This window comes from Acidaminococcus fermentans DSM 20731 (assembly GCF_000025305.1).
GTDB lineage: Bacteria > Bacillota > Negativicutes > Acidaminococcales > Acidaminococcaceae > Acidaminococcus > Acidaminococcus fermentans.
This window is the reverse complement of the sequence record NC_013740.1, coordinates 2050807-2072501: the sequence shown is the minus strand read 5'-3', so window position 1 is coordinate 2072501 and position 21695 is coordinate 2050807. Positions and strand designations below refer to the sequence as shown.

16 protein-coding genes and 1 rRNA gene are annotated in these 21695 nt (G+C 57.5%); 13 read left to right on the top strand and 4 right to left on the bottom strand.

Annotated features, from left to right (window positions below; translation table 11 throughout):
- The first annotated feature begins 106 nt into the window (after positions 1–106).
- Positions 107–223 (top strand): 5S ribosomal RNA (gene rrf, locus ACFER_RS09530).
- 193 nt (positions 224–416) lie between these two features.
- Here rrf and ACFER_RS09525 read toward each other — a convergent pair.
- Positions 417–1964 (bottom strand): AbgT family transporter, encoded by a 1548-nt coding sequence (locus ACFER_RS09525; RefSeq protein ID WP_012939200.1) that lies wholly within the window; start codon positions 1962–1964, stop codon positions 417–419.
- Positions 1965–2224: 260 nt separating this feature from the next.
- On the opposite strand from ACFER_RS09525, the gene ftsH reads away from it, so the two are divergent.
- Positions 2225–4132, top strand: coding sequence for an ATP-dependent zinc metalloprotease FtsH (ftsH, locus tag ACFER_RS09520; protein ID WP_012939199.1), 1908 nt, complete (start codon positions 2225–2227; stop codon positions 4130–4132).
- 190 nt (positions 4133–4322) lie between these two features.
- Positions 4323–5918: a hypothetical protein gene (locus ACFER_RS09515; RefSeq protein ID WP_012939198.1), complete on the top strand. Its 1596-nt coding sequence runs from the start codon at positions 4323–4325 to the stop codon at positions 5916–5918.
- A 267-nt stretch (positions 5919–6185) separates the two neighbouring features.
- Here ACFER_RS09515 and ACFER_RS09510 read toward each other — a convergent pair whose 3' ends face one another.
- Positions 6186–7715: a Ppx/GppA phosphatase family protein gene (locus ACFER_RS09510; protein ID WP_012939197.1), complete on the bottom strand. Its 1530-nt coding sequence runs from the start codon at positions 7713–7715 to the stop codon at positions 6186–6188.
- A 154-nt stretch (positions 7716–7869) separates the two neighbouring features.
- Here ACFER_RS09510 and ACFER_RS09505 point away from each other — a divergent pair, with 154 nt between their 5' ends.
- From ACFER_RS09505 to ACFER_RS09490, 4 genes are all read left to right on the top strand, one after another.
- On the top strand, positions 7870–9429 hold the full coding sequence (locus ACFER_RS09505; RefSeq protein ID WP_012939196.1) for a Ppx/GppA phosphatase family protein: 1560 nt from the start codon (positions 7870–7872) through the stop codon (positions 9427–9429).
- Entirely contained in the window at positions 9429–11537 is a 2109-nt protein-coding gene (locus ACFER_RS09500) for an RNA degradosome polyphosphate kinase (protein ID WP_012939195.1), read from the top strand. The genes ACFER_RS09505 and ACFER_RS09500 overlap by 1 nt, the downstream gene beginning before the upstream one ends.
- A 58-nt stretch (positions 11538–11595) precedes the next feature.
- Complete coding sequence (locus ACFER_RS09495) at positions 11596–11904, top strand: hypothetical protein (RefSeq protein WP_012939194.1); 309 nt, start codon at positions 11596–11598, stop codon at positions 11902–11904.
- 146 nt (positions 11905–12050) lie between these two features.
- Positions 12051–12602, top strand: coding sequence for a phosphoribosyltransferase family protein (locus ACFER_RS09490; protein ID WP_012939193.1), 552 nt, complete (start codon positions 12051–12053; stop codon positions 12600–12602).
- Between the two features lie 198 nt (positions 12603–12800).
- Here the strand turns inward: ACFER_RS09490 and ACFER_RS09485 are convergent, their stop codons facing one another.
- Together ACFER_RS09485 and ACFER_RS09480 are read right to left on the bottom strand one after the other, a co-directional pair.
- Entirely contained in the window at positions 12801–13133 is a 333-nt protein-coding gene (locus tag ACFER_RS09485) for a branched-chain amino acid transporter permease (RefSeq protein ID WP_012939192.1), read from the bottom strand.
- Positions 13130–13891 carry an AzlC family ABC transporter permease gene (locus ACFER_RS09480; protein WP_012939191.1) on the bottom strand — a complete coding sequence of 254 codons (762 nt, stop codon included), beginning with the start codon at positions 13889–13891 and terminating at the stop codon, positions 13130–13132. The genes ACFER_RS09485 and ACFER_RS09480 overlap by 4 nt, the downstream gene beginning before the upstream one ends.
- Before the next feature lie 227 nt (positions 13892–14118).
- Here ACFER_RS09480 and ACFER_RS09475 point away from each other — a divergent pair, with 227 nt between their 5' ends.
- The 6 genes from ACFER_RS09475 (at position 14119) to ACFER_RS09450 (ending at position 21684) form a co-directional block, all read left to right on the top strand.
- Complete coding sequence (locus ACFER_RS09475) at positions 14119–15525, top strand: aminotransferase-like domain-containing protein (RefSeq protein ID WP_012939190.1); 1407 nt, start codon at positions 14119–14121, stop codon at positions 15523–15525.
- A gap of 94 nt (positions 15526–15619) precedes the next feature.
- Complete coding sequence (locus ACFER_RS09470) at positions 15620–16483, top strand: methylenetetrahydrofolate reductase (RefSeq protein ID WP_012939189.1); 864 nt, start codon at positions 15620–15622, stop codon at positions 16481–16483.
- A 13-nt stretch (positions 16484–16496) separates the two neighbouring features.
- A complete protein-coding gene (locus ACFER_RS09465) occupies positions 16497–17198 on the top strand; it encodes a vitamin B12 dependent-methionine synthase activation domain-containing protein (RefSeq protein WP_012939188.1) in 702 nt (233 codons plus the stop codon).
- Positions 17195–19612: a homocysteine S-methyltransferase family protein gene (locus tag ACFER_RS09460; RefSeq protein WP_012939187.1), complete on the top strand. Its 2418-nt coding sequence runs from the start codon at positions 17195–17197 to the stop codon at positions 19610–19612. Before ACFER_RS09465 ends, ACFER_RS09460 begins: the two co-directional genes overlap by 4 nt.
- Before the next feature lie 28 nt (positions 19613–19640).
- Complete coding sequence (locus ACFER_RS09455) at positions 19641–20378, top strand: gamma-glutamyl-gamma-aminobutyrate hydrolase family protein (protein ID WP_041666262.1); 738 nt, start codon at positions 19641–19643, stop codon at positions 20376–20378.
- A 1-nt stretch (position 20379) separates the two neighbouring features.
- Positions 20380–21684 (top strand): APC family permease, encoded by a 1305-nt coding sequence (locus ACFER_RS09450; protein WP_012939185.1) that lies wholly within the window; start codon positions 20380–20382, stop codon positions 21682–21684.
- Positions 21685–21695: the final 11 nt, after the last annotated feature.

Genomic DNA, 21695 nt, shown 5'->3' with positions numbered 1-21695 from the left:
TACGAAATAAGAGAGTAAGTGAGCGAAAGAAGCTCGTAACGTTACGTCCGAAAGAACGTATATGTCTCTTCATGAAGTTTTGAGGGCTCATGCCTTCAATTGAAAATCCGGTGGCGATAGCTAAGGGGATCCACCTGTTCCCATGCCGAACACAGCAGTTAAGCCCTTATACGCCGAAAGTACTCGACTGGAAACGGTCCGGGAGGATAGGGAGCTGCCGGTTAAGAGAGAACGCCTGCATCGAAAGATGCAGGCGTTTTTGTGTATGTCATTGGTCAACGGTCACTCGGACCCGTAGGGGCTGCACGCCGGGCAGCCCGTATTGATTTCATTCGGCAGTTGACAGCTGACAGCTGACAAAGAGGGGCTGTTGCCACAGCAACAGCCCCTCTTTTACGTCCGTTATGCGGTTTTTATTACAGGAACAGTCCGGCTCCCGGGCCGATGGGCAGGCCCAGCAGGATCCAGATGCCCATGAGGATGCTCCAGGAGATCAGGAAGGTGATGGAATAAGGGAGCATCATGGAGATCAGGGTCCCCAGACCGGCATCTTCCTTGTATTTCTGCATGAACACCACGATCATGGCGAAATAGCTCATGAGAGGGGTGATGATGTTGGTGGAAGAATCCCCGATCCGGTAGGCTACTTGGGTAAGGGCGGGGGACAGGCCCAGCCGGTACATCATGGGCACGAAGATGGGCGCCATAATGGCCCATTTGGCAGAGGCGGATCCCATGAACAGGTTCAGGAAGGCGGACAGGAAGATGAACAGGATGATCAGTGGCAGTCCGGTGAGGCCGGCGGCTTCCAGGGCATCGGCTCCTTTGAAGGAAACGATGATCCCCAGATTGGTTTTTCCAAAATAGGCAATGAACTGAGAGGCAAAGAAGGCCAGGACCATGTAGCCGCCCAGGGATTTCATGGCGGCGGTCATGGCGGTGACCAGATCATGGGAGTTGTTGATTTTTCCCACGATTTTTCCGTACACCAGGCCGGGGATCAGGAACAGGAGCAGGATGGCGGGAATCAGTCCGTTGTGCATGAAGGCCTTCAGGGTATATTCCCCGGTGGCTTTTTCCAGAGTCCGGAAGACGGCGTTTTCCGGGAACATGAGGAAGGCCATCAGGACCACATAAGCCAGCAGAGCCAGGGTGGCCTGGCCCAGGGCTTTGTTTTCCAGGGGAGTCACCGGCTGGTTGTCCGGTTTGTAGACCCCGGTGTAGGTGCCCAGGTTCTTCTCCACGATCCTGTCGGTGACAAAGGTTCCCACAACGGTCAGCAGGATGGTGGACACGGCCAGGAAGTACCAGTTGCAGGTGGGATCCAGGACCATGTCGATGCCGGCGGCAATCAGGGCCTGGTTGGTAATCCCGGTGAGCAGAGGGTCAGTGGTGCCGATCAGCAGGTTGGCGGAGAAACCGCCGGATACTCCGGCAAAGGCGGCGGCCATGCCGGCCAGAGGATGCCGTCCGGCCATGGCGAAGATCATGGCCCCGATGGGTACCACGATTACATAGCCGGCATCAGAAGCTATGTTGGACATGACCCCGGCAAACACCACAATGGGGGTCAGGAACCGGGGATTGGCGTTCATCAGGAGTTTTTTCAGGGAAGTGTTGAACAGGCCGGACCATTCGGCCACACCCACCCCCAGCATGGCCACCAGTACGGTGCCCAGGGGAGCGAATCCGGTATAGTTTTTGGTGGCGGAATCGAACATGTACCGGAGACCGTCCCCGTTCAGCAGGGAAACGGCTTTTTTGGTGACTTCCGCTTTGGCCCGGGCGTCGAAATAGGTGACGGTCATGCCCTGGGATGCGGCAATGTGGGAAACAACGATGACGATGAGGGAGAGGATGAAGAAAAGGATCGCAGGGTGGGGCAGTTTGTTGCCGATGATTTCCACTCCTTTCAGGAAACCTCCGATTTCCTGGGGATTTTTCTTCTGGGTCGGGTTGGTCATGGATGGTGCCTCCTTTTGGATAACAAACAGGGTGTGAATTGGGTAGAAATGAAAAGCACAACGGACTGAATACTATGACTATTTTAACAAAAAGCAAATAAAAAAGATAGCCAAAAAGACGAAAATGTCTGTGAATTACGGACAATGATACAAAACAGTCAGAGTATCAAACGGAAAACCGATTTCTGTTATTTTTCACAATGGTTTGTGCTATAATCATAGGAAAGCATGCAGAATCCCTGCAGAAAGGATGAACTACTATGGATGACAAGAATCCCGACAAACAGTCCAAGCGTGTCCGACTGTATTATATTGCAGCCATTTTGCTGATCCTGGTTATCAATACGATCATCAGCCCCATGTTCTTTCAGCCGAAAGTCCATGAAGTCAGCTATACCAATTTCCTGAGCATGGTGGATGAGGGGAAGGCCACCAAGGTGGAAATCACCAAGGACCGGATTGCTCTCCTGTGCAACCAGGAAGGCAAGGAACAGATCTATGTGACCGGACGGGTGGATGATCCGGAACTGGTCAGCCGTCTGGTGAAGGCCAAAGTGGAATTTTCCCAGGTCATCCCCAAACAGGAATCTCCCATTATGAGTTTCTTCAACAACTGGATCCTGCCCTTCCTGCTGTTCATGGTGATCGGCCAGCTGATCATGCGCTATCTTGGGCCCAAGCTGGGCGGAGGCAACATGATGAGCTTCGGCAAGAGCAATGCCAAAGTGTACATTGCCGCCCAGACCGGCAAGACCTTCAAGGATGTGGCCGGTCAGGATGAAGCCAAGGAAGCCCTTCAGGAAATCGTCAATTATCTGCACAACCCGGCCAGATACAAGGCCATTGGTGCGGTGATGCCCAAGGGCGTGCTGCTGGTGGGGCCTCCCGGCACCGGGAAAACCCTGCTGGCCAAGGCTGTAGCCGGGGAAGCCAAGGTGCCCTTCTTCTCCATCTCCGGTTCCGAATTCATTGAAATGTTCGTGGGCATGGGGGCTGCCCGGGTCCGGGATCTGTTCAAACAGGCTCAGGAAAAAGCGCCCTGCATCGTGTTCATCGATGAAATCGATGCCATCGGCAAGAAGCGGGACAACGGTGCCTTTGGCAGCAACGACGAACGGGAGCAGACCCTGAACCAGCTGCTTTCTGAAATGGACGGGTTCGACGGCAGCAAGGGGGTCATCATCCTGGCCGCCACCAACCGTCCGGAAGTCCTGGACAAGGCGCTGCTCCGGCCGGGCCGGTTTGACCGGCGGGTACCGGTGGAACTGCCGGATCTCCAGGGTCGGGAAGCCATCCTGAAGGTCCATTCCCATGATGTGAAGATGGATCCTCAGGTGGATTTCCATACCATCGCCCTGGCCACCAGCGGTGCCTCCGGGGCAGAACTGGCCAACATCGTCAACGAAGCCGCTTTGCGGGCCGTGCGGATGGGCCGGTCGGAAGTGATCCAGGAAGACCTGGAAGAAAGCGTGGAAGTGGTCATTGCCGGGGCCCAGAGAAAGGGCGCAGTGATTTCTCCGGAAGAAAAGAAGGTCATTGCCTACCACGAAATCGGCCATGCCCTGGTGGCGGCCTGCCAGAAGGATTCGGCTCCGGTCCACAAGATCACCATCATCCCCCGGACTTCCGGGGCTCTGGGCTACACCATGCAGGTGGACACCCAGGAAAAGGTGCTCATGAGCCGGGAAGAACTGTACAACAAGATCGTTACCCTGACCGGGGGACGGTCTGCAGAAGAAGTGGTGTTCAACCTGGTGACCAGCGGTGCCTCCAACGACATCGAACAGGCCACCAAGCTGGCACGGGCCATGATCACCCGGTTCGGCATGACGGAGGAATTTGACATGGTCGCCCTGGAAACAGTGAACAATGCCTATCTGAGCGGGGATACCTCCCTGTCCTGTGCGCCGGAAACGGCAGCCCGGATCGATGGGGCGGTGTTCGACCTGGTGAAGAAAGCCCACAAGGAGGCCCGGGAGATCCTGGAAGCCCATCGGGAAAAAATGGACGAGCTGGCCCAGTATCTGCTGAAGAAGGAAACCATCACCGGGGATGAATTCATGGCCATCCTCCACGGGACTATGGAGCAGGCAGAACCGGAGACGGTGGAAACCACCGCTGTTCCGGAAACGGCACAAGTGGAACAAGGCCAGGAGCCGGAAGCCTAGAGGGCCGGCCGCCGGGGCTTTCATGGTGGTTGTAGGGGGCTGTCGCCAGAGCCGCCCGTCCATCCGGGTAGTCCGCAAAATGCTTCAAATGCCCAAAAGGGCTGCTGCACAAAACGTGCAACAGCCCTTTTTCTATGATATAATGGACTCTCTGCAGAATGCTACAATTTTTAGAAACAGGATGAGAAAAATGGAAACACGCACGAAACCCTGGAAACAGGGAAAAAGTATCTTTGATTATGTCAAAAGCAACCTGGACAAGGACGGCTTTTTTATCCGGGGCACCCTGGAGGACCGGGCAGTGGTGACCGGGGACAGTGATGTACTGCTGCAGCCCGGGGCGGCGGACGCCTATCTGGCCAGCAACAGCCAGGGGGAGGAAGCAGTGGGAGCTGTGGGGAACCAGATTTATCAGGTGCTCCGGGCCTATGCGGAAGACCCTACCCCGGAAAACGCCACCATGCTGTACATGGGGATCTCTTCCACCCCCTGTATCCTTTATTATGAACCACTGGTGGATGCCCTCAGTGAAGAACGAATTCCCCAGCCGTTGTGGGAACTGGCCCGGGAATGGATGTACGAGGCTTCCAGCCGGGAAACGGTGAAGCTGGCCATTGTGATCTGCGGGCTGTACATGCTCAATGAGCAGGACTTGTCGGTGAACTGGCAGCTGAAACGGGATCTCCTGCTCCTGGCCCGGTGCGAGGAATTCACCAGTTTCGTGATCTATGCCCTGGAACTGAGCCATCAGCTGGAACAGAAAGACCTGTGGGACATGCTCCAGCACACCTCTGGCTGGGGCAAACTCTGCGCCATGCAGGCTTATGATTTTTCCGCTCCGGAAGACCAGGCCTGGCTGGTGATCCACGGCTGCGAACTGACCATTGACTATCCGGCGGTATCCCTGATGGTCTTTTCCCGGGTGAATATCCCGGCCCTGCTGGATGAACCCCATCTGGAACATATCCAGTTCCAGGGCATCTGCCATATCCTGCTGAACTATCTGGCGTTTCTGCTGGGATTCCAGCAGCTGGAGGCACCGGAGGACGGCAAGCTGCCGGTCATCGACCTGTTCTCGGTAATGAAGAAGTTGCTGAAACACGCCCGGGAATACCATACGGACCTGACAGACGGGGCGGCTCTCATCAACATGGTGGGAGGAATCCGGACCATGGTGGAGGATGAATGCTGGGATTATCTCACCATGAACCAGTGCCATATCCTGATCAGCGATATGGAAGCCCTGGTGTTCTCCCAGGACTGGCTGCCCAGGATCAAGGCCAACCTGCTGGAAGAAGACGGGCAGGTGAACCTGCTGGTGGTCCAGATGGCCTATGCCCTGGACCTGGATATCCATCGGGAACTGTGGGACCTGCTGAAAAAAGATCCCAAACGGACGGAACTGTACGGTTTCCTGCTGGACACCGATGACAAACGGCGGTTCAACCGGGTGATGAAGTTCGCCCGGGAACACGCGGACGAATACCTGCAGGAGGAATATGTCATGGAGCCCCTGCTCCAGGCTCTGGGAGAGCACCCGGGGGAAGGGGAGGACCTTCTGGAAGAGGCCCTGACATCCATTTATGATTCCTGCAGGAATGAGGCTCTCAGCGTGCTGGACAGCTGGCCGGATAAGAACTGGTCACCCCGGATGCGGCTGGCCCTGGTGAAGGCAAGGGAAATGAGCCAGCATCCCCTGCTGAAGCTGCGGGTGGATGTGCTGCTGAAGAAAAGGACACTGGATTTCGCCAATTTCCTGGATGTGATCCATGAGCATCAAAAATAGGGGGAGTGAAAAATCCCCCCCTGGTCAGCTGTCAACGGCCAAAGGAAGCCAGTAAAACTGGCTTTGAACAACGGCAACAGTTGTATCAATCACTCCCGTAGGGGCAGCAGGCCCGGCTGCCCGTCAAATCAGCGGTTGTCCATGTGTTGTGCGGGGCGCCGGGCCTGCGTCCCCTACGGTTTATTTTGTTCAAAAGCAATTTGCAAAATTGATTTTGAACAAAAAGAGCTGTGAAAAAATGAGACATCATTTTTTCACAGCTCTTTTTTATCCGATTTCTTTTACCACAACGGTCAGGGGACAGCCCATGTTCTTCCGGAACCACTTGGTCAGGGTATGGAGCTGCTGGAGTTCCACGGAGGGAGTCCGGCTGGCAGTGATGGTCAGTACGGCACTGCCTCCCAGGATGGCAGGCTCGATGGACTGGATGGCTCCGGTCTGGGTGTAATCCAGGCATTCTGCCAGAGCCAGGAGCAGGGCCCCGTTGCTCAGCCGTTTCATATCCGCTTCCGGGATCAGCTTCCGGTAGGGACGGTTCCGCAGGTAGCCCCGGTTCACTCCATGATGCCAGGCGGCCAGGATGGCGGTGTACACCACATCCAGGTGGTTCAGCCCGAACAGCTTCCCGTTTTCGATCAGGTACCCGCTGTGCCGGGTGTGATTGTAGTAGTTGATGGTGATCCCTGTATCATGGAGCAGGGCGGCGGTTTCCAGCAAGGGTTCCCACCGGGCTGCTTCCAGTTTGTGGAGGGACTGCCAGCCCTGGAACAGCTGAAGAGCATACCGGGCCACCAGCCGGCAGTGTTCTTCATCAGGGGAATAGAGGTGGATCATGTTTTCCCGGGCCGTTGCCAGGATATCCGGGACAATCAGAGGCCGGTCCGTGTGTTCGTGGAGATATTGGGAGAACAGGCCTTCCCGGAGCCCGCAGCCGGAGACAATCAGTTTCCGGGCTTTGCTCCGGTCCGCCAGGGCCTTGATGATGGAGGAACCGGCAATGATCACGTCCGCCCGGTCGTTGGACAGGCCGGGGATCCGGCGCCGGGTGGCCAGGGTGGTGCCCGGCAGGGTCTTGTACCATTCCTTGAAGTCCTGGACGGCGAACTGGTAATTGTGGAGCTTGGACGTAAAGTATTTGGTCCGTTTCTGCTCGATCTTCCCAACGGAACGGGCGGTGCCTCCTACTCCGATGAGAGGCAGGCCGCAGCCGGCGATCCAGGGCGCCTTCTGCATCTGGTCGTTGATGGCCCGGCGCATTTTGTTCAGAGCAGCCGGATCCGCCATGTTGTTCAGTTTGAAGTTCTTGGTCAGGTTTACGCAGCCGATGGGCAGGCTGACGCTTTCCACCAGTTTCCGGTCCCGGACCAGGATCACTTCCGTGGAGGCACCTCCCAGGTCGAAGATCACTGCGTCATTGACGGCGATGGTGTTGATGACACCCAGATAGCTGAGATAGGCTTCCGTTTTCCCGGAGATGATTTCCAGATTGATGCCGGAAGCCTGGGAAGCGGCTTTGGCCAGCTTGGCCCCGTTTGGAGCGTTCCGGATGGCGGCGGTGGCCACCGCAATGGTCTCGTCCACATGGAAAATCCGGCACATGGAGGCGAAATTCTTCAGGCAGTTGGTGGTGGCGGCAAAGGCTTCTTCCGTCAGATAGCCTTTCCGGTCCGTCTTGAGTGCCAGCCGCAGCGGGTCCTTCTGGTTATAGACCAGGTTGCAGGCATGGGACGTATGGACTTCCATGATGACCAGGCGGGCTGAGTTGGAGCCCACGTCGATAATGGCAATGCGTTTCATAAAATCCCCCGATTCACAGGTGTATATAAAAAAACTATACTCCCCGAACGCTGTTTTTTTCTTATAATAGAAGTGTTAAACTAAAACTAGTATAACACGATTGCTGCACTGAGGGTAGGAGAAACAGAGTTATACCCGGGGCAAGGAGGTATTTATGGCCAGGAAAAAATTGCGGTCTGCAGCGGTGATCCATCTGGGGTCAGAGAACATCACCATGCAGCTGATGGAATATACCGGTCTGGATGACATCCGGATCATTACGGAACTGCGCAGCAGGGTCCGGCTGGGAGAAGAAACCTTCCAGACCCGGAAAATTTCTTTTGGAACCATGCTCCAGATTGTGGAAATCCTGAAAGGCTACCGGCAGGTGATGCGGGAATACGGAATCAAATCCTATATCCTCCAGGCCACCACTGCTGTCCGGGAAGCGGAAAACCGGCAGTATTTCCTGGACCAGGTGCTGGTGAAAACCGGGTTCCAGATCGAAGTGGTGAACATGTCCCGGGAAATCTACACCAAGATGGCATCCCTGCTGCGGACCCTGGAGACCCACGGAAACATGCCCCTGCCCCGGGAAGGGGTGCTGCTGGCGGATATTTCCTCCGGTGGCCTGGGGCTCACCTATGTGAAGGACCGGGAAGTGAAGTTCCAGCAGAACCTCCATGTGGGGCTGGTCCGGCTGAAGGAACAGTTCACCCGGAATGAGCGGTCCAGCATCCATTTCGAACAGGCCCTGAAGGAATATCTCCAGGACCGGATCGGCGTGGTGGCGGAAGAACTGGCCGATGAAACCATCGGCATGCTGGTGCTTACCGGGACGGAAAGCCAGGTGCTGCTGGATCTGTTCGGGAAGGAGCGGGACCGGAAGGAAAACATTTCCTTTTCGGCCGGGGAAGTGGAAGAATTTTACCACCGGATCCACCGGCTGAAGGAAAGCCAGCTGGAAAAGCTGTTCCGCCTGAATCCGGAAGAAACGGAAGTGGCCCTGCCGGCTGTGACCCTTTGCCAGCTGCTGATGGAAATGTCCCGGGCGGAAAAGATCCAGATGCCCGTGGACCGGTTTGTGGACGGGATGAAGATCCTCTACATCGCCCGGCAGCTGGACCGGAAATTCCTGGAAGAGATGCTGGATATCCAGATGAGCCTGGTCCGGAGCATCGGGAACCGGTTCCATTACGATGCCCCCCATGCAGCCTGGGTGGAAACCATGAGCTGCCGGCTGTTTGATGCTCTGGCTCCTTCCCAGGGACTGGATGAGGAAGATAAGATCCTGCTCCGGGCGGCAGCCTATCTGCACAATATCGGGAAATACGCGTCCATGCGGACCTACGACCGGTACAACTACTATCTGATCGACAGCGCGGACCTGCTGGGGTTCAGTGAGGAACAGTGCCACACCATCGCACAGATTTCCTATCTGTATACTCTGGAACGGCCGGAACTGAACGGCAGCGAGCCCAAAGATTTTGGCAGCGGGATCCCGCCTCTGGTGGCCAAACTGGCCGGCATTTTGCGGCTGGCGGATTCCCTGGACATCAGCGGCCGGCAGAAGATCAGGGACTGCAAAGTGGCCATCCGGGGCAACGAACTGCGGGTCCGGGCCAAAAGCCGGGAAAACCTGTCCCTGGAAGAGTGGATCTTCAGCAAACGGAGCGGTTTCTTTGAAGAAGTATTCGGCCTGCGGCCGGTTTTGGAGAAAGCAGAGGAGAAATGATGAAAATCGATCTGAACAAACCAGAATATTACGTGAACCGGGAACTGAGCTGGCTGAAATTCAACCTGCGGGTACTGCGGGAGGCCGGAGTGCGGAACCTGCCCCTGCTGGAGCGGCTGCGGTTCGTGGCTATTTCTGCGTCCAACCTGGATGAATTCTTCATGGTCCGGGTGGCCGGGCTGATCGAACAGAAAGCGGCAGGAGTGGACCATGTGGATGCGGCAGGCCTGAATGTAGAGGACCAGCTGCGGAACATCGCCCTGTCCGCCCACAACCAGATGAAGCTGAAGTACCGGTACTTCTTTGCTCTGGTCAATGAACTGGAAAAATATGCCATCCGGTTTTCCCGGGTGAAGGACGTGGAACCGGACCAGCGGAGAGAACTGGAAAACTACTACCAGGAAATGGTCTTTCCGGTGCTGACACCCATGGCGGTGGATGCGGCCCGTCCCTTCCCCTTCCTGGCCAACAAATCCCTGAACATTGCCGTGGAGCTCCGGGACCAGAAGGGAGAACAGAAAATCGCCTTCGTTCAGGTGCCTTCGGTGCTGCCCCGGTTCATTTCCCTGATGGGCCGGGATGGGGAACGGTCCTATGTGTTCCTGGAAGACCTGATCATGGAACACTGCCAGGACCTTTTCAAAGGGCTCACCATCGTGGACATGGTTTCCTTCCGGATCACCCGGGACAGCGACCTGGAAGTGGAGGAAGACGCCACCCGGGATCTGATGAAGGAAATCGAACGGTCCCTGCGGAAACGGAAGCGGGGGGCTGCGGTGCGGCTGGAAATCAACGCCACCGATGACAAGTACCTGAAGGATTTCCTGGTGGAGAATCTGGATCTGGAACCCCGGGATGTATATGAAATCCAGGGGCCTCTGGATCTGACCTTCCTGAACAAATTCATCGACCAGCCGGGGATGGACCAGTGGAAGTTCACTCCCTACACCGGACAGCAGCCGGAAGAACTGCCGGATTATGAGGATCTGTTCGGGAAGATCCGGGAACATGACATCCTGCTCCATCATCCCTATGAAAGCTTCGACCCCATTGTGAAGCTGGTGTCGGAAGCGGCGGAAGACCCCCAGGTGCTGGCCATCAAACAGACCCTGTACCGGGTCAGCGGCAATTCTCCCCTGGTGGCGGCCCTGGCCCGGGCGGCGGAAAACGGCAAGCAGGTGACTGCCCTGGTGGAACTGAAAGCCCGGTTCGACGAAGAAAACAACATCGTCTGGGCCCGGCGGCTGGAAAAGGCCGGCTGTCACGTGATCTACGGGCTCATGGGACTGAAGACCCATTCCAAGATCATCCTGATCGTTCGGAAGGAAGCGGACGGGATCAAACGGTATGTGCATCTGGGCACCGGGAACTACAACGACAAGACCGCCAAGCTGTACACGGACCTGGGGCTGCTCACCGCCAACGACCAGTACGGCCAGGATGCTTCCGCCTTCTTCAATGTGCTCAGCGGTTATTCTGAACCGCCGGTGTTCAACAAGCTGGTGATGGCTCCCATCGGCCTCCGGGAAAAGATCTACGAACTGGTGGACCGGGAAATCGCCCATGTGAAAGCCGGGGGCACCGGGTACATTGCCGCCAAGATGAATTCCCTCATCGACCAGCCGGTGATCCGGAAGTTCTACGAAGCGTCCCAGGCCGGGGTGAAAATCGACCTGATCGTCCGGGGCATCTGCGGCCTGCGGCCCGGGATCAAAGGGGTCAGCGAAAACATCACCGTCCGGTCCATCATCGGGCGGTTCCTGGAACACAGCCGGGTGTACTATTTTGCCAACAACGGCAATGAGGAATTGTACCTGTCCAGTGCGGACATGATGCCCCGGAACCTGAACGACCGGGTGGAACTGCTGTTCCCGGTGGAACGGAAGGCCCATATCGACCGGGTGAAGGAATTCCTGGACCTGTGCCTGAAGGACAATGTGGGAGCCCATGGCATGCTGGCCAACGGGACCTGGCGCCGGGCCTATCCCCACGGCCGGAAGCGGATCAGCGTCCAGGCGGCCATGATGCAGCGGGCCAAATCCCATGCGCCCAAAAAATCCATGCCCATGGAACAGCGGCTGAAGCCCATGGTCCGCAGGGAAGAATGACGGCGGCACCGTTTTTGTGATATAATGGCTTATCATAAAGAGAGGTGCGGTGCGAGAAATGGCAGTGCAAAGTGTTACCTTAAACTACAATGGACATTATGGATATCTGGATTACAACGAAGAAACCCATGAAATGACGGTTTTCATTCCGGATGGGGAAGCAGCGGCCCAGAAAGTACGGGACTTTTTGAACCAGCCCCGGAAACTGGAAGTCCCTACGGACGAATGCACCTACCATTTCGGGGAAATCACCGTGGATCCCCGGAAAAGCTGGGAAGACTGCCAGCAGGCGCTTACCCGGCTGTGGGTGAATACCGGGGTGCTGGTGGAATGGAGCATGCCGCCCCGTATGACCAACGATCTGTAAGTTATGCACAGAGTTATCCACTTATGAACATCTGTGCTGTGGATAGTGTGGATAACCGAAGCCTGAACGGGAGAAAACCGTGTACCAGCGGGGATCCCGCCTGTGGATAAACAGGCATCGAAAAGTAAAATGGGGAGGGTGCCAAGGTGGCAAAGCGCTTTTATGAACTGGAAGTGGCAGGGGTGAAACGGTCCCTGCCGGTAATCAATATTTCGGATACCCTGGCCATTGCCGGATTCGTGATCCTGGGGGATACGGAAATCGTGGAAAAGACCGCGGCAGAGCTGGCCAAAAAGGTGCCGGAGGGGACGGACATCCTGATGGCGGCAGAGACCAAGGGGATTCCCCTGGTCCAGGCCATGGCCCGGATCCTGGGCATGCCCCGGTACATCGTGGCCCGGAAATCCATCAAGGCCTATATGGAACATCCCCTGATTGTGGAGGATGAATCCATCACCACCCAGGGCAAGCAGATGCTCTGCCTCCAGGATGAGGACATCGACCGGGTCCGGGGCCACAAAGTGACCCTGGTGGACGATGTGATCAGCACCGGAGGCTCCATGAAGGCCCTGGAAGAACTGGTGGCCAAAGCCGGAGGCACGGTGAACGGAAAAATGGCCATCCTGGCCGAAGGAGACTCCATGGGACGGAAGGACATCACCGTCCTGGCCAATCTGCCGCTGTTTGAGGCGGAGTGAAGTTGGTCTGTCAATGGTTAAATGTCAATGGCCAAAGGAAAGAACCCGCCTGAATGGACGGGTTCTTTTATTATGCAAAATCCATATTGTGTCTGATATGGCAATAATTATATTTTTTACTGTTAATTAAAAATTTGCTTGCAAATTTTATCATTCGGCAATTGACCATTGACAACTGACCACGATGGGGGCCTTCATTCAGGTAAAGGCCCCCATCTGCACCATCACCATATAGCACAGAGTCCCTCCGGCCATGGAGAGGAGAAACTGGCGCTTCCACAGGTGGAGCAGGATCACCACGCCCATGGACAGCAGTTCCGGAAGTCCGTGGGTACCAGTGGTGAAGGAAACGTCCTTGAGGCAGTAGATCACCAGGAGACCGAATACTGCCGATGGCAGCACCGTGCCCAGGTACCGGACCCGGGCCGGGGTGGGTTTCCCTGCCGGGAACAGCAGGAAGGGCAGGAACCGGGTCAGCTGGGTGCTGATGATGGCCAGGAACAGGATGGCAAGATGCTGGAAGAAGCTCATGGCCGGGCTCCTTTCTGTTCCAGGTTCTTCTGAAGCAGCAGCAGGACGGCCAGGATGGCCCCCAGGGACGGCAGCAGGAAGTGCTGCGAGCCGGTCAGGTTCAGCATCACCAGGGCAATCCCCAGTCCCAAAAGGGAGCTTACATGGCTGTCTTCCTTCAGCCACTGTTCCAGGAAAATCACCACGAACATGGCGGTCAGGACGAACCCCAGCCCCCGGGTGTCGAACCGTAGACAGCCACCGAACAGGCCGCCCAGGGTGGCACCGATGAACCAGTACATATGGTCCAGGAAGGTGATGAAGAACAGGAACCAGCCACGGTCCACATTTTCCGGGATCCGGGCGGTATAGTTGATGGAAAAGGTTTCATCGCAGAGCCCGAAAATCAGGTAGAGCTTTTTCCAGCCGGTGCCCTTGTACCGGTCCAGCATGGACAGACCGTAGAATAGATGCCGGGCATTGATCATCAGGCTCACCAGGAAGACCTGGGCGGGATCGAAGACTCCCACCATCAGGTTTACCAGGACGAATTCCACGGAACCGGAAAAAATCAGGAGACTCATGAACATGGGGTACCAGAAGGGGAACCCGGCAGCATGCATCCAGATTCCATAGGTGAGCCCCAGGAACAGGAAGCCGGCCAGGATGGGCAGAGTATGGGGAAAGGCACAGCGCAGGGCCTGGATCCGCCGGTCCCGGACAAGGGAAGGCAGGCTGGCGATGCAGGGACGGGAAAGGGAAAGAGAGCTTGGCTTCATGACGGTACCTCCAATTCGTATCATTTGCACCATCAGCATATCATGGAAAATACGTACAATCAATCAGGAAAATGTATGCATTACAAAATTGTTTGAAAAAACAATCCCGGTATTCTTTTCATAAAACCAGAAAAAAGAAGGGAAACAGGGAAAAAAGCCAACAAAATGATTGATATTCCATACAATAATCAGTATAATTGTATGGAATACAATTGCAGGAGGTATTTATGGCCGTCAATTCATTTCTTACCTATCCGCTATCCTGGAAACCGGACCGGGAAACCCTTACCCGTCCCATCTATCTGTCCCTGGCCCGGCAGCTGAAGGAAGCCATTGCTTCCGGTACCCTGGCTCCGGGCACCCGTCTGCCTCCCCAGCGGGAACTGGCCCGGTTCCTGGGCATCAATTTCACCACGGTGACCCGGGCTTACAAGCTGTGCGAACTGAAGGGCCTGCTCCAGGCGGTTACCGGCAGCGGCACTTTTGTGTCGTCCAGTGCGGCCCGGTCCGTGACCATTTCCACGGAAGCGGCCCGGCCGGCGCTGATCGATCTGGGGTTCGAGAATCCCTTCCAGGTGCTGCCGGATCAGATCCGGAATCTGGCCCGGGAAATCGCCGGGCGGAAGACTTTTCCCCGGCTGCTGGATTACGCCTGTCCCACCGGCATGCCCCATCAGAAGGCGGCCGGAGTCAACTGGCTGAAGAACATCGGGCTGGAAACGGACCCGGACCATCTGGTGCTGGTATCCGGCACCCAGAACGGCCTGGCCCTGGCGCTGCTGGCCCTCTTCGACCCGGGGGACCGGATCGGGGTGGATACCTATACCTATGCCAATTTCATCGAGCTGGCCCGGCTCCACCATCTCCAGCTGGTGGCCATTGGCAGTGATGAAGAGGGAATGCGGGCGGATCTCCTGGAACGGCAGCACCGGCTCAACGCCCTGAAGGGTGTATTCCTGATGCCCAGCTGCTGCAATCCCACCACCCGGATGATCTCGGAACGGCGGAAACAGGCCCTGGCCCAGGTGATCCGGAAGGAACAGCTGATCCTGGTGGAGGATGACATCCACGCCTTCTTCACCGCCGGCACCGTAGCCGATTACCAGGGCCCCCTGGCCCGGCTGGTTCCGGAACAGAGCCTGTATGTGAGCGGCACCTCCAAACCTTTGTGCGCCGGGCTCCGGGTGGCCTACCTGGTTTTCCCGGACCGGTTCCGGGAGCCCCTGCTCCAGGCCCTGTTCAATGTGAATGTGAAGACTTCTTCCCTGGATGGAGAAATCATTACGGAACTGATCCTCACCGGTACCGCTACCGCCATGGTACGGAAAAAACAGGAACTGGCGGCCGAACGGAACCGGCTGTTTTTCCGGTATTTCCCGGAACTGGAAGGCCAGGGCCATCCCCTCAGCTTCTACCGGTGGCTGCCCATTCCGGATACCCGCAGCGGGGCGGAAGTGGAGCAGGACCTCCAGCAGCAGGGGATCCGGGTCTATCATTCGGACCGGTTCCTTTGCGGCAAACGGGGGCTCCAGGCCTATCTCCGGGTGGCTCTTTCCACGGAACCGGACATTGTCCGGCTGGAACAGGGGTTGGTCCGGCTTCGGGACTGGATCCGGGGAAAGAAAGAGAAATAGGGCGGCCGGAACGGAAAAAGGCTTTGCTTTTTCAGTCCTTTCTGGGGTAAAATGAAACGATATACTTTTGCTTTTGCATGAGGGGGTAGCTTCTTTGAAAATCATAGACCTGTTAAAGAGTCCCAAGGTCTGCGTATCCTGCGAACTGTTCCCGCCCAAAAAGGGCAGTGAACTGGAACATGCCCAGGAAATCGTCCGGACCATTGCCATCCAGGGAGTGGATTACATGAGTGTCACCTATGGAGCCGGCGGGACGGCTGTGGGCAAAAGTGTGGCCCTGGTGTCCGAAATCGAACGGTGCGGGGTGCCGGCCCTGGCCCATCTCACCTGTGTGGGAGCCGATGAAGGGAAAATCGAAGGAGTATTGGACCAGCTGAAAGATGCCCATGTGGAAAATGTACTGGCGCTCCGGGGCGACCTGCCCCAGGGCCAGGACCATCCTCTGGGAGATTATGCCCATGCCAGCGACCTGGTGAAAAAAATCAAAAGCTACGGGGATTTCTGTGTGGGAGGCGCCACCTATCCGGAAGGCCATCCGGAAGCCGCCGGGCTGGATGAAGACCTGGAACACACCAAAATGAAGGTGGAAGCCGGCTGCGATTTCCTGGTGACCCAGATGTTCTTCGACAACAGCATGTTCTACAACTTCATGTACCGGCTGCTGGCCAAGGGCATCCAGGTGCCGGTGGTGGCCGGGATTATGCCGGTGACCAATCTGAAGCAGATCGAAAAGATCTTCACCCTCAGCGGTACCCCGGTGCCGGCGCCTCTCCGGGCCATGGCGGAACGGTTCGCCGACCATCCGGCGGCCCTGAAACAGGCGGGTATGGCCTATGCCATTGGCCAGATCGTGGACCTGATCGCCAACGGCTTTACCAATATCCATATCTACACCATGAACAAGCCGGAAATCATCGGCGGCATCCGCAGCAATCTGTCGGAAATCATCCGCTGCTGAAAGGAGACGGGCCATGGGGAATCTGCGGATCCAGTTTGATGAAAAAGAGGCTCTCCGGTATTTCGGGGCTCGGCCGGGGGATGACCAGGCGAAAGTCACCGTGGACCGGGCCTTTCTCCAGCTGCGCAACGAAGTCCAGCCCCGGAACATCCTCCAGCAGTGGAGCTGCCGGGTGATCCAGGGAACGGAGCGGGAAAAGGGCCGGGTGATTTTGGAGAACGGCACGGAATTTGTCAGTTCGGGCCTGGCCCGGCATCTGGAAGGCTGTGATGCCCTGCTGCTGTTCGGGGCCACCCTGGGAGCCCGGGTGGATACGGCCCTGCGCCGGATCAGCATCCGGAGCATTGCGGAAGGAGCGGCGGCCCAGGCGGTGGCCTCTTCCCTGATCGAAAGCTACCTGGATCAGCAGGAGATCCTGTGGAAAGAGGACCTGCCGGACACCTGGCAGTACCGGAGCCGGTTTTCTCCCGGATACGGGGACTGGGATCTGGGGGAACAGCAGAAGATCTTCCGTCTCCTCAACTGTCCCAAGACCATCGGACTGACCCTGACCGCCGGGGGCATCATGGCCCCCACCAAAAGCGTCACGGCGGTGATCGGCATCGACCGGAGCGGGAAAGAGCCCCGGGAAACGGAAATGGGCCGCTGCGGGAAGAAAAACAAATGTGCCGCCTGCGGCAATGTGGATTGTCCTTTTCGTCAGGAGGAATCATGAATTTTACAGAAGCTTTGCATACCAGACGACTGTTCTTTGACGGAGCCATGGGGACCATGCTCCAGGAAGCCGGCCTGCAGCCGGGAGAACTGCCGGAAACCTGGAACCTGCTCCATCCGGAGAAGGTCCGGGCCATCCACCAGGCCTATGTACGGGCCGGAGTGGATATCCTGAAAACCAATACCTTCGGAGCCAACGGGCTGAAGTTCGGGGCAGCCCACGGCCAGCCGGAAGTGGAAGAACTGGTCCGGGCCGGGGTGGAAAATGCCCGGGCGGCGTTTGCTGCAGAAGTCCGGGACGGATTTGTGGCCCTGGATCTGGGCCCCACCGGGAAACTGCTCCAGCCTTTCGGGGACCTGCCCTTTGCAGAGGCGGTGGCTTTGTACGCCGCCCAGGTGAAGGCAGGAGCCGCTGCGGGAGCGGACCTGATCCTGATCGAAACCATGAGCGACAGTTACGAAGCCAAAGCGGCCATCCTGGCAGCCAAGGAAAATGCAGACCTGCCCATTGTGTGCACCTTTACCTTTGATGAGGATGGGAAGCTGCTGAACGGGGCGGATGTGACCACGGCCCTGGTGATGGCAGAATCCCTGGGGGTTTCTGCGGTGGGGTTCAACTGCGGCCAGGGTCCTGACACCCTGGTGAAGCTGGTGCCTCAGGCACTCCAGGCGGTGGATATCCCCCTGGTGGCCAATCCCAATGCCGGGCTGCCGGTCCAGAAGGACGGGAAGACCGTGTTCCACATCGATGGGGAAGGGTACGCTCCGCTGATGGTGCCCTTTGCAGAAGCCGGGGTTTCCGTGCTGGGAGGTTGCTGCGGCACCACCCCGGACCACATTGCCCGGCTCATCGAAGCCTGCCGGGACATTCCCCTGCCGGCACCCCGGTCCGGGGCTCCCTGCGCCATTGCCGGTTACGGCAGGGCGGTGGATTTTGAAGGGATGCCGGTGATCATCGGAGAACGGATCAATCCCACCGGGAAACCCCGGCTGAAGGAGGCCCTGAAGTCCCAGAACATGGACTATGTATGCCAGCTGGCCCTGGAACAGCTGGACAAGGGCGCCCAGGTACTGGATGTGAACGTGGGGGTGCCCGGGGTGGATGAACCGGCCCTGATTGAAAAGGTGATCCTCACCCTCCAGTCCATCACCTCCGTCCCGCTCCAGATCGACACCTCCAACATCGAAGCCATGGAACGGGCCCTGCGGATCTACAACGGCCGTCCCCTGCTGAATTCCGTCAACGGCAAGGCGGAAAACATGGCGGACGTGCTGCCCCTGGCCAAAAAGTACGGGGCGGCCCTGGTGGGGCTGTGCCTGGACGAGGGAGGCATTGCGGATACCGCGAAAGGCCGGCTGGAAGTGGCGGACAAGGTAATCGCCGAAGCCGGGAAGTACGGGATCCCGGCCAGGGACATGGTGATGGATCCCCTGGCCATGACCATCAGCACCGGAGGGCAGAATGCCCGGATCGACCTGGAAGTGATCCGGCAGCTGAAGGCCCGGAACATCAAGACCGTCATGGGGGTGTCCAACATCTCCTTCGGACTTCCCAGCCGGGATGCGGTGAACAGTGCCTTCTTCGCCCTGGCCATGGAGGCGGGGCTTTCCGCCGGGATCATCAATCCCAACAGCGGAGCCATGATGGGAGCCTACATTGCCTACGGAGCCCTCAGCGGCAAGGATGAAGGCTGCAAGAAGTATGTGGAATACTTTGCGGACGCGCCCCAGATGGTGGCTGTGGCCAAATCCCAGGGGGGCGCCAAACCGGCGGCCAAAGGTCCCCAGAAGGAATATCCTCTGGAAGAGGCCATTGTGAAAGGGCTCACCAGCCAGGTGGAAAACGGGGTACGGAAGCAGCTGGCGGAAGGAAAACCGGCTCTGGACATCATCAATGAATCCATGATCCCGGGCCTCAACATCGTGGGGGACCTGTTCGAAAAGAAGAAGCTGTTCCTGCCCCAGCTGCTGGTCAGCGCCGATGCGGCCAAAGCCGGATTCGAAATCCTGAAGCAGTCCATTGCCAAAGGAGCCAGTACGGAAAAAGGAGATCCCATTGTGATCTGCACCGTAAAAGGGGATATCCATGACATCGGCAAGAATATCGTGAAAGTGCTGCTGGAAAACTACGGGTACCAGGTCATCGACCTGGGAAAGGATGTGCCCCCGGAAGAAGTGGTGAAAGCCGCCCGGGAACATGATGCCAGACTGGTGGGACTCAGTGCCCTCATGACCACCACCGTGGGTTCCATGGAAGAAACCATCCGCCAGCTCCGCCAGGCGCTGCCGGACTGCCGGGTGATGGTGGGGGGCGCCGTGATGACGGAAGAATACGCCCGGACCATCGGTGCCGATTTCTACGGAGCCAATGCCGTAGCCAGTGTCCATTATGCCAACCAGTTGTTCCATAAATAAATCCAATACAGAAAGAAGCGATGCAACCATGAAAAGACCTTTGATCGGCGTCTCTGGAAGCCACATGGTGGATGACCACGGACCCTTTGCCGGGTACCACCGTTCCTATGTGAATGACGACTACATCCGTTCCGTGAACGAAGCCGGAGGGGTGGCCATCCTGGTGCCCTTTACGGAAGATGAGGAAGCCGCCCGGGAAATCATGAGCCGGGTGGACGGGCTGGTGCTCAGCGGGGGCCATGATGTGTATCCCCTTCTGTACGGGGAAGAACCCTGCCGGCAGATCGGTCCGGTGTGGCCGGCCCGGGACCGGTTCGACCAGCTGCTGCTGGCGGAAGCGGAAAAGCGGGGGATCCCGGTGATGGGCATCTGCCGGGGCTGCCAGATTATCAATGTGGCCCATGGGGGAACCCTGTACCAGGACCTGTCCCTGGACAAAAATTCCTTTGTGAAGCATTCCCAGAACCAGGATCCCGCCACTCCCACCCATACGGTGGAAATCCAGGCAGGGAGCCGGGCCGCCCGGATCCTGGGCCGGACGGAGTGGGTCACCAACACCCATCACCACCAGACTGTGCACCAGGTGGGCGAAGGGCTGAAGGTCACCGGACGGGCCAAGGACGGCACCGTGGAAATCATGGAAGGCATCGGGGAAACCTACCTGATGGCCTACCAGTTCCATCCGGAAATGATGTCCATCAACAATGACCAGGCCAAAGCCATTTTTACGGATTTCATTGCAGCAGCCAAAGGAGAGAAAGCATAACATGACGGAGAAAAAAGAGAAATTCGGCCTGTTCAGCATTGTGCTGCTGGGCATCAATTCCATTATCGGTACCGGGATCTTCCTTTTGCCCAACCGGGCCTATGCCCTGATGGGTCCGGCTTCTCTGGGCATCCTGCTGTTCGACGCCTTCCTGGCCGGGGCCCTGGCCCTGTGCTTTGCGGAAGCTGCCGGGTTCTTTTCCCGGAACGGGGGGCCTTATCTGTATGCCAAAGCCGCCTTCGGAGATTTCTGGGGTTATGAGATCGGGGTGCTGAAACTGGTGGTGACCATCATCGCCTGGGCCGCCATGGCCGTGGGCTTTGCCACCGCCCTGGGGGCCGCTTTCCCGGCCTTTTCCGGGGAACAGGCCAAGGACATCATTGCCGCGGTGCTGATCGGGGGGCTCAGTGCCCTGAACATTGCCGGGGTCAAGACCACCAAATACCTGAACAATATCCTGACCGTATCCAAACTGGTACCCCTGGTACTGTTCATTGCCCTGGGGATCTTCTTCCTCAACGGCAGCAACTTCACCCCCTTTGTGCCGGTTCACCTGGAAGAAGGAGCCTTTGCCAATGCGGCCATTACCATGTTCTTTGCCTTTACCGGTTTTGAAGCCATTGCGGTGGGGGCCGAAGACTTCAAGGATCCCAAGAAGAACCTGCCCCGGGGCATCATTCTGACCATGCTCCTGGTGACCGTGATCTACATGCTGGTGGTGGCCATTTCCATCGGTATCCTGGGACCGGACCTGGCCGCCGACAAGGCACCCATCCAGACCGCCTTCGGACGGATCGTGGGACCGGTGGGAGCCTACATCATCCTGGTGGGGACCCTGTTCTCCATGGGGGGCATCAACATGGCGGAAGCCTTCATTGCGCCCCGGGCCTGCACCTCCCTGTCCGAAGACGGGATGCTGCCGGAAATCCTGGCCAAACGGACTCCCTGGGGGACTCCCTATGTGGCCAGTATCGTCATTGCCATTCTGAGCATTGCCCTGGCCTGGAGCGGCAGCTTCACCACCCTGGCGGCCATCAGCGCCGTGTCCCGGTTCACCCAGTACCTGCCCACCTGCCTGGCGGTGATCGTGTTCCGGAAAAAGTGGGCGGACCGTCCCCGGACCTACAAGATCCCCGGGGGCATCACCATTCCGGTGATTGCCATTGTCACCAGCCTGTGGATGCTGTCCAACGCCAAACCCATGCAGCTGGTCTGGGGCCTGGGTGGCTGCCTGGTGATTCTGCCCTACTACTTCGTCTACGCCAGCAAGAAGAAGCGGGGCCTGATCAAAGAGAAAGAAGAATAAAGAGGGGTGCT